This window comes from Streptomyces sp. NPDC049577 (assembly GCF_040675635.1).
Classification (GTDB): domain Bacteria; phylum Actinomycetota; class Actinomycetes; order Streptomycetales; family Streptomycetaceae; genus Streptomyces.
This window is the reverse complement of record NZ_JBFAPH010000190.1, coordinates 1-13,045: the sequence shown is the minus strand read 5'-3', so window position 1 is coordinate 13,045 and position 13,045 is coordinate 1. Positions and strand designations below refer to the sequence as shown.

General features: G+C 70.9%; 11 protein-coding genes. 3 read left to right on the top strand and 8 right to left on the bottom strand.

The genetic code is table 11. The features are described from left to right. The 5 genes from AB0K09_RS21020 to cseB form a co-directional block, all read right to left on the bottom strand. Positions 1-60 (bottom strand): hypothetical protein (locus AB0K09_RS21020; protein ID WP_366066907.1); only part of this gene is annotated, 60 nt, incomplete at its 3' end. Further along, positions 57-1,988 carry an ABC transporter permease gene (locus AB0K09_RS21015; RefSeq protein WP_366066906.1) on the bottom strand — a complete coding sequence of 644 codons (1,932 nt, stop codon included), beginning with the start codon at positions 1,986-1,988 and terminating at the stop codon, positions 57-59. The genes AB0K09_RS21015 and AB0K09_RS21020, both read right to left, overlap by 4 nt. Positions 1,989-2,040: 52 nt before the next feature. Then, positions 2,041-2,814, bottom strand: coding sequence for an ABC transporter ATP-binding protein (locus AB0K09_RS21010; RefSeq protein WP_366066905.1), 774 nt, complete (start codon positions 2,812-2,814; stop codon positions 2,041-2,043). A gap of 124 nt (positions 2,815-2,938) precedes the next feature. After that, a complete protein-coding gene (locus tag AB0K09_RS21005) occupies positions 2,939-4,204 on the bottom strand; it encodes a HAMP domain-containing sensor histidine kinase (protein WP_366066904.1) in 1,266 nt (421 codons plus the stop codon). Positions 4,205-4,209: 5 nt separating this feature from the next. Beyond that, a complete protein-coding gene (gene cseB / locus AB0K09_RS21000; protein WP_366066903.1) occupies positions 4,210-4,953 on the bottom strand; it encodes a two-component system response regulator CseB in 744 nt (247 codons plus the stop codon). A 278-nt stretch (positions 4,954-5,231) separates the two neighbouring features. On the opposite strand from cseB, the gene AB0K09_RS20995 reads away from it, so the two are divergent. Further along, the gene (locus tag AB0K09_RS20995) at positions 5,232-5,987 is read left to right on the top strand and encodes an alpha/beta hydrolase (protein WP_366066902.1); all 756 of its coding nucleotides are present in this window, start codon (positions 5,232-5,234) and stop codon (positions 5,985-5,987) included. Between the two features lie 77 nt (positions 5,988-6,064). Here the strand turns inward: AB0K09_RS20995 and AB0K09_RS20990 are convergent, their stop codons facing one another. The 3 genes from AB0K09_RS20990 to AB0K09_RS20980 form a co-directional block, all read right to left on the bottom strand. Continuing rightward, positions 6,065-7,234, bottom strand: a complete 1,170-nt coding sequence (locus tag AB0K09_RS20990; RefSeq protein ID WP_366066901.1) for a hypothetical protein — start codon at positions 7,232-7,234, stop codon at positions 6,065-6,067. A gap of 49 nt (positions 7,235-7,283) precedes the next feature. Then, positions 7,284-8,345: a gluconolaconase gene (locus AB0K09_RS20985; protein ID WP_366066900.1), complete on the bottom strand. Its 1,062-nt coding sequence runs from the start codon at positions 8,343-8,345 to the stop codon at positions 7,284-7,286. A 317-nt stretch (positions 8,346-8,662) separates the two neighbouring features. After that, complete coding sequence (locus tag AB0K09_RS20980) at positions 8,663-9,535, bottom strand: hypothetical protein (RefSeq protein WP_366066899.1); 873 nt, start codon at positions 9,533-9,535, stop codon at positions 8,663-8,665. A gap of 561 nt (positions 9,536-10,096) precedes the next feature. Here AB0K09_RS20980 and AB0K09_RS20975 point away from each other — a divergent pair. Both AB0K09_RS20975 and AB0K09_RS20970 read left to right on the top strand, forming a co-directional pair. Beyond that, the gene (locus AB0K09_RS20975; protein WP_366066898.1) at positions 10,097-12,043 is read left to right on the top strand and encodes an amino acid transporter; all 1,947 of its coding nucleotides are present in this window, start codon (positions 10,097-10,099) and stop codon (positions 12,041-12,043) included. Between the two features lie 180 nt (positions 12,044-12,223). Continuing rightward, positions 12,224-12,949, top strand: a complete 726-nt coding sequence (locus tag AB0K09_RS20970; protein ID WP_366066897.1) for a response regulator transcription factor — start codon at positions 12,224-12,226, stop codon at positions 12,947-12,949. Positions 12,950-13,045: the final 96 nt, after the last annotated feature.

The following is a 13,045-nucleotide window of genomic DNA, read 5'->3' as shown; positions in this document are numbered from 1 at the left end:
GAACATCTCGGTGAGCTTGCGGCTGAAGGTCTGCTTCTGGTTGAGGTAGGCGTTCTTCACGTACTGCTGGGTGATCGTCGAGCCGCCCTGGGGCCGGCGTTGATCCTGCCGCCCGCGCGTACGCCGTACTCCCGGGCGACGGTGCTGGAGACGGCGATCCGGCCCGGCCCGAGGTCCGCGAGGGAGCCGCTGGTGACGTCGAGCTTCATCACGTCCTTGACGGTGGCGGGGTCGACGCCGGAGATCTCCCGGACGCCGCCGCCGGCGAACACGGTGGAGTCCGTGACGGCGTTCGCGGTCCGCACCCCGGGGGTGTCGGCGACCCGTTGTACGGCGGCCGGGTCGATGCCGGTCATGGTGCTGCGGGTGCTGATCACGTAGTCGGCCCCGAGCCCGGCCGCGGCCTGGCGGTCGAGGGCCTGTGAAGCGGAGTTGCCGAGGACGGCGAGCCCGGCGACCAGTGCCGTGCTGATCAGCAGGGCGGAGGCGGTGGCCGCGGTGCGCCGCGGGTCGCGCAGTGCGTTCTCCCGTGCGAGGTGGCCGGTGATCCCGAAGCGGCCGGTCAGGCGGCCGGTCAGCCGGATGACGGGGGCGGCGAGCGGCGGCGCCAGCACGATCATGGCGACGACCAGCACGGCGCAGCCGAGCATCGCGTTCTGCAGGTTGGATTCGGATGCGTCCTTCGCGCCCATGAGGGAGATCAGCCGGCCGGCCCCGAGGGCGAGGAGGGCGAGACCCGCCACGGCACGGACCCGGGACCGGGTGGCGGTGGGCGGTTGTCCGGCCGTGCGCATCGCCTCGACGGGCGCGACCTTCGCCGCCCTGCGGGAGGGCAGCCACGCGGCGAGCACGGTGACGCCCACACCTACACCGAGCGCCGCCACGACGGAACGCGGGCCGATCACCAGGGGGCCGTGGGGCAGCGGATCCGCGCCGGTGCCCAGGAGGTCCGGCAGTACGGAGGCGATGCCCAGGCCGAGGACGAATCCGGCTGCCGAGGCGGCGAGGCCGACCAGGAGGGCCTCCAGCAGGAGGGAGCGGACGACCTGGCGGCGCGTGGCGCCGATCGCCCGCAGCAGCGCGATCTCACGGGTGCGCTGGGTGATGAGCATGGTGAAGGTGTTGACGATGAGGAACGAGCCGATGAACAGCGAGACCCCGGCGAAGACCATCGGCAGCTTCTTGTAGCCCCGGGTCTGCATGTCGACATTGGTGGCCTGCCGGGCGGCCTGCGCGCGGCCGGTGGTGGCCTCGGCCCGGCCGGCCGGGAGCACGTCCAGGACGCGGCGGGAGAGCTCGGACTGGCCGGTGCCGGGCGCGGCGGCCAGGTCGATCCCGGTGTAGTGGCCCGGGGTCGCGAAGAGGTGCTGGGCGGTCGCCCTGTCGAACAGGGCCAGGGTGCCGCCGGCGGTCACCCGGGTGTCCTTGGTGGAGACGATGCCGACAAGGCGCTTGGTCATCACCGGGCCGTCGGTGGCCAGCGTGACCGTGTCGCCGATGCGGAGGTGACCGGCGGCCGCGGTGCCGCTGTCCACGGCCAGTTCGTCGCCGCTCGTGGGGGCGTGGCCCTCGACCAGCGGATAGCGGCTGTCCTTGCCGTCCTTGCCCGGCACATACGCGGCGGCCGGGTGCGCCCACGCCTTGTCGGCCCGCAGCGGGGTGCCGTCGGCGGCGTTCAGGGTGGCCACGCCGTCGACCGAGGGCCGCACGGCGGCGACGCCGGGTACGCCGGCCAGCTTCCGTACGAGCGCGTCGTCGAGCACGTCGGCGTGCTGGTTCGCGGCGGTCCCCGGCGGGGGGTCCTTCGGGCTCACGGTGACCGCGATGTCCGCGAAGTTCTTCGACGCGGCGGCGCGGTGGGCCGCGGCGGAGGAGTCGGCGAAGACGAGGGTGCCGCAGACGAACGCGACGCCCAGACAGACCGCGAGGACGGTCATGACCAGACGGGCCTTGTGCGCCAGGACGTTGCGCAGGGCTGTTCTCAGCATGGGGGCCTTCGAAAAGCGTGGGAGGGACGGGGGCGTGCGGCGCGGGCGCGGGTCAGCCGGTCCCGGAAGGGCGCGGCATGAGGTCCAGGACCCGGTCCGGAGTGGGCGCTGTCATCTCGTCGACCAGGCGGCCGTCCGCGAGGAAGACCACGCGGTCGGCGTAGGAGGCGGCGACGGGGTCGTGGGTGACCATGACGACGGTCTGGCCCAGCTCGCGCACCGAGTCGCGCAGGAAGCCGAGGATCTCGGCGCCGGCGCGGGAGTCGAGGTTTCCGGTGGGCTCGTCGCCGAAGACGATCGCGGGGCGGGAGGCCAGGGCGCGGGCCACCGCGACACGCTGCTGCTGTCCGCCGGACAGTTGTGCGGGCCGGTGGTCGAGGCGCTGGGAGAGGCCGACCATGGAGACCACGCGGTCCAGCCACTGCCGGTCGGGGCGGCGTCCGGCGATGGCGAGCGGCAGCGTGATGTTCTCCAGGGCGGTCAGCGTCGGCAGGAGGTTGAACGCCTGGAAGACGAAGCCGATCCGGTCGCGGCGCAGGGCGGTGAGCTGCCGGTCGCCGAGCGTGCCCAGTTCGGTGGTGCCGATGCGCACGGAGCCCGAGCTGGGCGTGTCGAGCCCGGCGGCGCAGTGCATCAGGGTGGACTTGCCGCAGCCGGAGGGGCCCATGATCGCGGTGAACTCGCCCTCCCGGAAGGCGATGCTCACCCGGTCCAGCGCGACGACCCGGGTGTCGCCGCTGCCGTGGACCTTCGACAGGTCGGTGGTCGCTGCTGCGATCCCGGACACGGTCCGCGGCGCGTGCGGGGCAAGGGGGTCGGCGGTCACGTCGGACTCCTCTTCGGGTGCGGAAGGGTGCACGTCGAAGGGTGCCGGGGGGATGTATCGAAAGCCCGGGCCGCCGTGTATCGGCCCACGCGCCGCTCGGTAGCAGTTCCGCGGGGACCCGCTGTCAGGCGGCCGGCAGGCGCAGGGTGGCGACGGCGCCGCCCTCGGGGGCGTTGTCCAGGCGCAGTTCCGCGCCGAGGAGCCGGGCCTGGCCCAGGGCGATGGTCAGGCCGAGGCCGTGGCCCGCGCCGCGCTCGGGCGCGCCGGTGTGGAAGCGGCGCGGGCCGTGGAGCAGCAGGTCCGCCGGGAAGCCGGGGCCGTGGTCGCGTACGACGACCGTGCGGCCCTCGACGGTGACCCGTACCGGGCCGGCTCCGTGCCGGTGGGCGTTGACGACGAGGTTGCCGACGATCCGTTCCAGGCGGCGCGGATCGGTCTCCACGGTCTCCGCGGCCTCGGCACCCCCCTCATCGGCGACGGTGACCTCGGTGTCGTAGCCGGTGCGCGCCACGGCGTCGGAGACGACCGCGCCGAGCGGGACGCGGGCCCGGACCGGCTGCTCGGCGCCCGCGTCCAGCCGGGAGATCTCCAGCAGGTCCTCGACCAGGCCGCGCAGATCGCGCACCCGGGCCCGGAGCAGGTCCTCCGTCTCACCGGGCGGCAGCAGGTCGGCGGCGGCCAGCAGACCTCCCACGGGGGTGCGCAGTTCGTGGGCCACGTCCGCGGTGAACCGGCGCTCGCTGCGCAGCCGCCGGCCGAGGCTGTCGGCCATGAGGTCGACGGTCGCGGCGATGTCGGCCACCTCGTCGCGGCCCTTGACGGGCCCGGTGCGGGCGTCCAGGTCCCCGGCGGAGATGCGGACCGCGGTCTCGGAGACCCGTCGCAGCCTGCGGGCGAGCAGCCCGGCCCCGTAGCCCGCCAGGGGCGCGGCGGCGGCGAGCGCGACCGGCGAGGCGACGGCCATGATCATGTCGAGCCGGTGCAGCCCGTAGAGGTCCGGGCCCATGTTGACCCGGACGGCGAGGACCGGGCTGCCCGGGTCGCCGGTCCGCTGGGCGGCCCAGACGCTCGGCCCGAGGTTTCCCTCGACGCGCTCGTCGTAGGCCGTGTGCCGGTTCCCGTCGGCCGGGTGGCGCAGTGCGGCGGGCAGGCCGGCCGGGTCGAGCTCGGCACCGTCGGTCAGCGCTCCGGTGCGCCGGTAGACGTCCATGGCCGCGTACACGGTGTTGAACGCCTGGGCCTCGGCCCGGTCGCGGATGTCCTGCGCGGTCCAGAAGTGCACCAGCACGCCGACCGCCGCCGCGACCAGGCAGGCCGTGGCCGCGGCCAGCGCGGCGATCTTCCAGCGCAGGGAGGCGAGCTCCGGCCGCAGCCGGTGGAACGGGCGCACCGGGCTCAGCGCCTGAGCTTGTAGCCGAAACCGCGGACCGTCTCGATCCGCTCCCGGCCCAGCTTTCTGCGCAGCCGCTGCACGCACAGGTCCACGACCCGGCTGTCGCCGTCCCAGCCGTAGTCCCAGACGTTGCGCAGCAGGGTGTGCCGCTCCAGCACGATGCCGGGATGGGCGGCGAATTCGAGGAGCAGCTTCAGTTCGGTCGGGGTCAGCGCCACCGGGCGTCCGGAGACGGACACCTCCATGCCGCCGGTGTCGACGGTCAGCTCCCCGAAGACCAGCACCTGCCCCTCGGCCTGCGGCCGCCCCTCGTCCGCGGCAGGCTCGGGTCCCGGAGCGGCGGCGTAGGTCGCCCGCCGCAGCAGCGAGCGGATGCGCGCCACGAGCACGTAGGTGTCCACGGGCTTGACGACGTAGTCGTCCGCCCCGGCCTCCAGACCTGCGACGACGTCGAGCCCGTCGCCGCGGGCGGACATCATCAGGACGGGCACCAGGCTGGTCTCCCGGACCCTGCGGCACAGGCCGATCCCGTCCAGGCCGGGCAGCATCACGTCCAGGATCAGCAGGTCGAAGGGCTCGTCCCGGAAGAGCTCGAGCCCGGTGAGCCCGTCGGCCGCGGCCCGCATCTCGTAGCCGTAGCGCTCCAGGGCGACGGTGAACGACCGGCGCATCAGGTCGTCGTCCTCCACCAGCAGCACACGGACGGGCCGCGGCGGGGTTCCCGGGGCCGGGGCGGACGAGGACACGGGCGTACGGGCTCCTGTTCGGACGGGTCGGGGGGCGGAAGGGGTCCCGCCTGTACGCGCAGTCGGCGACCCGGAAGGCACGATACGGCAGAGACCGGACGCGGCGACCGCGTCGCGCGGGGGTCGCGGGCCGGCGCGCCGGTTCGATGGGCGACCGAGCGGTTCCTGATACCCGGCGGATACACACGACGGCCCGGGTGCCCGGGCCGTACCCCACCGGACTACGGCCACGCCGGCGGGGAAAGTACCAGCCGTCACTCCACCCGACGGGAGCCCGCATGACGATCAGCCACCGCACCCTCGGCACCGGCCCGCACAAGGTCCTGGTGCTGCACGACTGGTTCGGCACCAGCGCGGCCTGGGGCCCCTTCCTCGACCATCTGGACCCGGAGGCCTTCGGCTACGCGTTCCTCGACTACCGCGGCTACGGCGAACGCCTGGATGTTCCCGGCGCGTTCACGCTCGCCGAGATCGCCGCGGACGCGCTCGCCCTCGCCGACCGGCTCGGCTGGGACACGTTCTCCGTCGTCGGGCACTCGATGGGTGGCAAGGCGGCGCAGCTCGTCCTGGCCGAGGCGCCGCGCCGGGTGCGCAAGCTGGCCGGGATCGCGCCGGTACCGGCGAGTGCCTACCCGCTGGAGGGCGACGCCCACGATCTCTTCCACGGCGCGGCGCGGAACCCGGCCAACCGGCGGGCCATCCTCGACCTGGTCACGGGGAACCGGGCCTGCGGCCGCTGGCTGGACGCGATGACGGCCCGCTCGGTGGCCGGTTCCCGGCCGGAGGCCTTCGCCTCCTATCTGACCGACTGGAGCACCCAGGACTTCGCCGCCAAGGTGGCCGGCAGCACCCTCCCCGTGAAGGTCTTCGTCGGCGAGCACGACCTCGCCCTGACCCCCGAGGCGATGCGCGGCACCTGGCTGGCCCACTACCCCCGGGCCGAGCTGGAGGTCCTGGCCAACTCGGGCCACTACCCGATGTACGAGATCCCGGTGGCCTTCGCGACCACCCTGGAGGCGTTCCTGCGCGCCTGACCGCCGGGCTTCCCGCCCCGTCCCGGCACGGGTGGGCGGGCATGAGCGGGTGCTCGTGCCCGCCCGCCGAGAGCGCCCTATGCCACGACGTTGACCTTGCCGAGGCCCTCGGTGGCGCGCTGCGAGATCCGCCACAGCTGGCCGGCCTGGTTGCTGACGTAGATCTGGCCGTTGCCGCTGTCCAGTTCGAGGCCGTGGGCCGTGTCGACACCGGTGGCCACCACGCGCTGCGCGCCGTCGGCCAGGCCGACCTGGTACAGGCGCTTGCCGGTGGGGTCGGCGACGTAGGCGTGGCCCGCCCCGTCCAGCGCCGCCCGGGGGGTGGTCGCCCCGGGGAGGGTGGTCACCTCCCGCTTGGCGCCACCGGCCAGGTTGATCTCGTACAGATGCTCGCCGACGTCCTTCTGGCCGACGTACGCCTTGCCCTTCCCGTCCAGCGCGACGCCGGAGGCGTATGCCAGGTCCCTGGCGATCGTCTCCTTCCGTCCGCTGCTCAGGTCCACCGCGACCAGTTGCGCGTTGGACCAGTCGGCGACGTAGGCCTTGCCCTTCCCGTCCAGCGCGACGCCATAGGCGGGCAGGCCGTCGGTGACCTTGCGGGCGGAGCCGGTGGACAGATCCACCGCGAGCAGGCGCCCGCCGCCCCAGTCGGTGACGTAGGCCGTGCCGTTCCCGTCCAGCGCCACATCGTTGACGTCGCCCAGACTGCTCGCGACCACGCGCTTGGCGCCGGTGGTGAGATCCACCGCGAACAGCTTCTGGCCGCTCCGGTCGGCGACGTACGCCTTGTCGTGCGAGGGGTCCAGCGCGAGGCCCTCGGCCTTGCCCAGCTCGGTGGTGATCAGGCGGAAGCCCAGGGCCCTGTCGTGAGCCTCCTTCAGCTTCCGCTGCTGGTCCTCGCCGATGTACGGCAGGTCCTCGTCGCGGATCTTCACCTGGACGTTCTCGAACGCCTTGTTCTTGGCGGACGAGGCCATGCCGGATGTCGATGCGGGGTCTTCCGAGACCGTGCGCTGGTCGGCGGACACGTCGTGGAACTTCTGGAAGAGGGGGCCCAGGAAACCCATGACGTCGAACGCCCCGTGCGCCGTCTGGCGCACCAGCCACGGGTCGCGCTCGCTCTCCAGTTTGCGTACGGCCTCCGAGACGTCCCCGGAACCCGGAGTGTTCTTGTTGAAGGCATCGGCGGCCTGCCGGGCGGAATCCGCCTCGTTCCCGCCGCTGTCGAAGATGTTCTTGAAGGACATGGGGTTCCCCTCCTGATCGCTTCGGTGGTCTCTGTTCGCATCACCCCTTCTAGAGAGGCTGTTTGTGGTTCTGGTAGTCGAGCACCTCGGGCTGGAAGACCCGGTGCTCCCCGACGCGGACGGCGACGATCTCGGCCTCTCCCTTCTGCATGAACCCCCTTCCCTCGTCGGCCAGGTCGAACTTGCCGGGATCGGCCAGGGCGTCGCCGAGTTTCCATGCGATGACCTTGGAGTACTTCGGTTCCCTGCCCTGTGGCGGCGTCTCCTTGACCTCCACCGGCTCGTCGTAGTACAAGGCGACCCAGCCGCCGAAGGTGATGGGGATCTGGTAGTCGAACTGCCGTACCTGGCGTCGCGTCGTGGCCATGACGTCGGCCCGGCTGCCGATTTTGAAGCTCATCGACGACTGGTGTTTCCATTCCGTGGTCAACGAGCCACTGACGGAGGCCGTGATCCCGAACATCAGCTCCGACCACAGTTCCCCGGTGCCGGTGGCGGAACTCGTGGCCGTGGTGGTACTCGTCGCCTCGGTATGGGACTCCGTGTTGACACCCTGATTGTCCTTGCTGTTGAGCAGGGTGACCTGCTGGTACTGCATCGTCGCCAGGCTCTTCTGCAATTGCTCCTGCAACGACGCCGTGGACTTCGCCCCGAAGGTGAGCTTCGCCTCGCCCTGGAGCGACCAGCTGATGGTGTTCGAGATGCCGAACTCGACCGTGTCCGTCACGGTGATTTCGATGGGGTCGGTTCCGTTGATGTACGTCTGCTTGGAGATCAGGTCGGGAGGCGGCTGCTGAATGTCGCTCCGCTCCTCGACGAGCGGTACGCCCACATTCATATAGGCGCGCCAGCCGCGCTCGTGCGCTGTCTTCTCCTCCTCGGGAAAGCGGCCGTAGCGCACCTTGTTCAGGGAGAACCCGATGGGGCTGAGCTGCTTCTTCCCCCCTTCGACGCTCCTCTTCAGCGCATCCCTTTGATGCCGCTGGAGGATGGCCTCGGCCTTGCCGGCGATGTCGAGCTCCTCCTGGTTCCGCGTCGTCAGCGGGTGGCGCATAAATACATCGCCGATGTAGGCCGTGCCCACATCGCTCTTCGCACTGCCCTGCCCCATACCTTCGGATCCCCTCGCGTCCTGCAACCGAATACGGGGCGAACGTACGCGGCCGGCGCAGGGGGAACACCGAGCCGAACCGGCCATGTGACGAAAAGCAGACAAGATCCCGTTGACCATGTGTTTGATCGTTCTCAGTGGAGGAGTCCCAGGGACTCACCCGGTCGGAGGTGGCCGGATGCGCAGTCTTGTGGCTGCCCCGGGCGGTCCGGCCCGCACCTTCCGGCGTGATCTTGTCCCAGTCATACGTTCGGGAAGACGGTGCTGCCCTGGCCTCCTCGGGCCAGGGCAGGGAGAGCACCGCGGGTAACCGGTGGTTACCAGTCCTGCGCCTTCTTCGCCAGAACGCTCCGCAGGACGCGCCAGGAGAGATCCGAGTACGTCTGGAACTGCTTCTGGGCGTGCGGCGGGGCCTCGTCGATGTAGTCGAAGGCGTCCCGCGATTCGGAGTCGTCGACCGCCACCTGCAATTCGTCGCGGTTGAGGTAGACGTGGAAACTGGCGCCGAAATCGCCGGTGTCGTTGAGGAGTGGGGTGGGGTCGGGGCCGCCGTCCAGGGGACAGAACACCTTGTGCACCGCGTAGCTGTCCTTGGTCAGCCAGGCGCACTGCCCCGGAGTGAGCGTGACCAGGCCGCGCTTTTCCGCGTTCCAGTCCAGGGTGGCGTAGGACATCACGTCGAGCTGCCCGGCGAGGCAGTAGACGATGCCGGTGGTCTCGCCGTGCGAATGCATCGGCGAGTAGTGCTGGGCCGGCCAGATCTCCAGTACCACCGGTGACCCGTAGTCGCCCTCGTGGGTCACCTCGTACCCGTGCGCCGCGGCGAGGTGGTCGTAGTCGCCCTTGCCCGTGCAGGCGACGCGAATGTACGGCGGGTGGCTGGGGTCCAGCTTCGACTTCTCGATGAGAATCTGCCGCAGCAGCGGCACCTTGCCGCCCGTGCCCGGGGCCAGGAGTTCGCGGATTCCCTCGATCTCCCAGGCGGTGAACTTGATGTCCGCCGCCTTGCGCGCCAGATCCATGATCGCGGGCGGCACCATGAGCTGACGCACATACTCGTCGAACGACGACGCCTGGGAGATGACCAGCGAAGGGGCGATCTTCTCGGCGGCGAGGCGCAGTTGCTTTTCCTCGTCCTTGGAGATGTAGAACGGAGGGCCGGGGGGTGTGGTCTTCCTCTGCTCGGTCATGCCGATGACCCTTCCAGCGCCTCCGGCACCCGTACAGGCCACCCCGCGGAATCCGGCCTCGCTCGAATACCTCTTGCTCCAGGGCGGGATGAGCGCAGTCGGCCGGTGCCGCTGCGGGTGGCCGGAGGTGATCCCGCACCCCGTCGCGACGCTCAGGTGGTGCGGATGTACCGGATGCCCCTGCCGAGGTCGGCGTTCTCGGACAGGGCGCCGAGCGCGGACTTGTACACCGTCTTGGCCCGCGGAAGCCCGGTTCGGAGCAGAAGGAGATGTTCCCCGCGGTGCACTCGTCGTCGGCGCCCTCCCGTCCGAGGATTCTTCGCCGCGACCACCCGGACCACGGACGCCGGGACCGGGACGGCGTCCGGCTCGTACTCGCTCTCCGCTCGACACCTCCCTCGTCAAAGGCGCGGCCACGAGCCCGGCGCGGTACCAAGCGAGCGGATCTTGACGCTTTCCTGACGCCCCTCACCGGGTGGGCCGAGAATCCATTGCTTACGCTGACTCGGCCGTCCGCTTGATGGCCGAATTCCCACCCCGGCAGAACACCAGGAGCACCCCATGGTCACCCCGACCGACACACACCCGAGTCGTCTACGGGCGTGGATGCTGGAGGGGCTGTCCGACATGGGCAAGGGTCGCCCGTCGCAAGCCGCCCCGGCGCCCGAGCACAAGGGTCAGCCCTGGTACCGGGTGATGTGCCTGACCGGTGTCGACTATTTCTCGACCCTCGGCTATCAGCCGGGCATCGCCGCCCTGGCCGCCGGTCTGCTCTCCCCCGTCGCGACGATCGTGCTCGTGATCGTGACCCTGGCCGGCGCGCTGCCCGTCTACCGGCGCGTGGCCGAGGAGAGCCCGCACGGCGAGGGTTCGATCGCGATGCTGTCGCGGCTGCTGTCCTTCTGGAAGGGCAAGCTGTTCGTCCTCACGCTGCTGGGCTTCGCCGCGACCGACTTCCTGATCACGATCACGCTGTCGGCCGCGGACGCCTCCACCCACCTGGTGGAGAACCCCAATCTGGAAGGGGTCCTGCACGACAAGCAGATGCTGATCACGATGATCCTCATCGCGCTGCTCGGCGCCGTGTTCCTCAAGGGCTTCCTGGAGGCGATCGGCGTCGCTGTCGTCCTGGTCACGGTCTACCTCGCGCTCAACGCGGTGGTCGTGGTCACCGGCCTGTGGCACGTCCTCACCGCAGGCCACGTCGTCACCGACTGGACGGCCGCCCTCACCACCGAGCACGGCAACATCTTCGTCATGATCGGCGTCGCCCTGATCGTCTTCCCGAAGCTGGCGCTCGGCCTGTCCGGCTTCGAGACCGGCGTGGCCGTGATGCCGCATGTCAAGGGTGCCCCGGACGACGCCGGGGACAGGCCCGCCGGGCGGATTCGCGGCACCAGGAAGCTGCTCACGACCGCCGCGGTCATCATGAGCGTCTTCCTGATCTTGACCAGCTTCATCACCACCGTGCTCATCCCGCACAAGGAGTTCGAGTCCGGCGGCGGTGCCAGCGGCCGCGCGCTCGCCTACCTGGCGCACGAGTACCTGGGCAACGCATTCGGCACGGTCTACGACGTCTCGACCATCCTCATCCTGTGGTTCGCGGGCGCCTCCGCCATGGCCGGTCTGCTCAACCTGATGCCGCGCTACCTGCCCAAGTACGGCATGGCCCCGCACTGGGCCCGCGCCGTGCGCCCCATGGTGATCGTCTTCACCCTCGTCGCCTTCCTCGTCACCTGGATCTTCGATGCCGACGTCGATGCCCAGGGCGGCGCCTACGCCACCGGTGTGCTCGTCCTCATCTGCTCCGCCGCCATCGCCGTCACCATCGCTGCCCGCAAAGCCGGCCAGCGTGGCTGGACCATCGCCTTCGGCGTCATCTCGGCGGTCTTCCTCTACACCACCGTCGTGAACGTGATCGAACGCCCGGACGGCGTGAAGATCGGTGCCTGCTTCACCGCCGGCATCCTCCTCATCTCCCTCCTCTCCCGCCTCGGCCGCGCCTTCGAACTCCGCGTCACGCACGTGGAACTCGACGGGATGGCCGAGCGGTTCATCCGCGACATCTCCCAGCGCACGCCGCGCTTCATAGCCAATGAACCCGACGAACGCGACGTCACCGAATACCGCGAGAAGATCGAACAGATCCGCGCCGACAACGACATCCCCACCACCGAGGACTTCGTCTTCGTCGAGGTCACGGTCACCGACCCCTCCGAGTTCGAGGCCGGCCTGACGGTACGCGGCGAGCTCATGCACGGCCGTTACCGCGTCCTCACGATGGAGAGCTCCTCCGTCCCCAACGCCCTCGCGGCCTTCCTCCTCCACACCCGCGACCTCACCGGCACCCGCCCCCATGTCTTCTTCGAGTGGACCGAGGGCAACCCCTTCACCAACTTCGTCCGCTTCTTCCTCTTCGGCCAGGGCGAGGTCGCTCCCGTCACCCGAGAGATCCTGCGCGAGGCCGAACCGGACCGCGACCGCCGCCCCCGCGTCCACGTCGGCTGACCGGCCGTCCACCGCACCGGCCGGAACCGCGGCGGGCACCGGGGTGCCCTGTCCCGGGCCACGAAGGACACGTGCGGTCGCGCCAGGTGCACCAGGAAGACACCGCCCCGGGAAGACCTCGCGGAACAGGTGTCGTCCCGGCCCGGATGACCAACGGCCTCGCGTGCGAGGCTGGGTGGCATGCGTACGCCCCTGCCGCCTGCCCGGATCCTCGTCGTCGACGACGATCCGACCGTCGCCGAAGTCGTCACCGGATATCTGCACCGGGCCGGGCACACCGTCGACCACGCCGCCGACGGCCCCACCGCCCTGGAGCGGGCCGCCCTGCAACGGCCCGACCTGGTCGTCCTCGACCTGATGCTGCCGGGCATCGACGGCCTGGAGGTGTGCCGCCGTCTGCGCGCCGACCGCCCCGTGCCGGTGATCATGCTGACGGCGCGGGGGGACGAGGACGACCGGATCGCGGGCCTGGAACTGGGTGCGGACGACTACGTCACCAAGCCGTTCAGCCCGCGCGAACTCGTCCTGCGCGTCGAGTCCGTACTGCGCCGCAGCCGCACGGCGCCAGCGGTGGCGGAACACGAGCCGGTCGTGCTGAGCGGGGCCGGCATCCGGTTGGATCCGCAGACCCGCCGAGCCGCCAAGGACGGCGAGACCCTCGTGCTCACCCTGCGGGAGTTCGACCTGCTCGCGCACTTCCTCACCCGGCCCGGGCGGCCGCACAGCCGGGAGGAGCTGATGCGGGAGGTGTGGGGCTGGGACTTCGGGGACCTGTCCACCGTCACCGTCCACGTCCGGCGGCTGCGCGCCAAGATCGAGGACGATCCGGCCGCGCCACGCCTCATCCGGACGGTCTGGGGCATCGGCTACCGCTTCGACGTGTCCGCCGAGGAGTCCGGGCGGTGAAGGATGTCCTGCTGATCGCCCTGTTCGCGCTCGGCGGTGCGGCCTGCGCGGGTGCGTTCACCGACGAGGCGGCGCTGGCCCGGTTCGCCGTCGCAC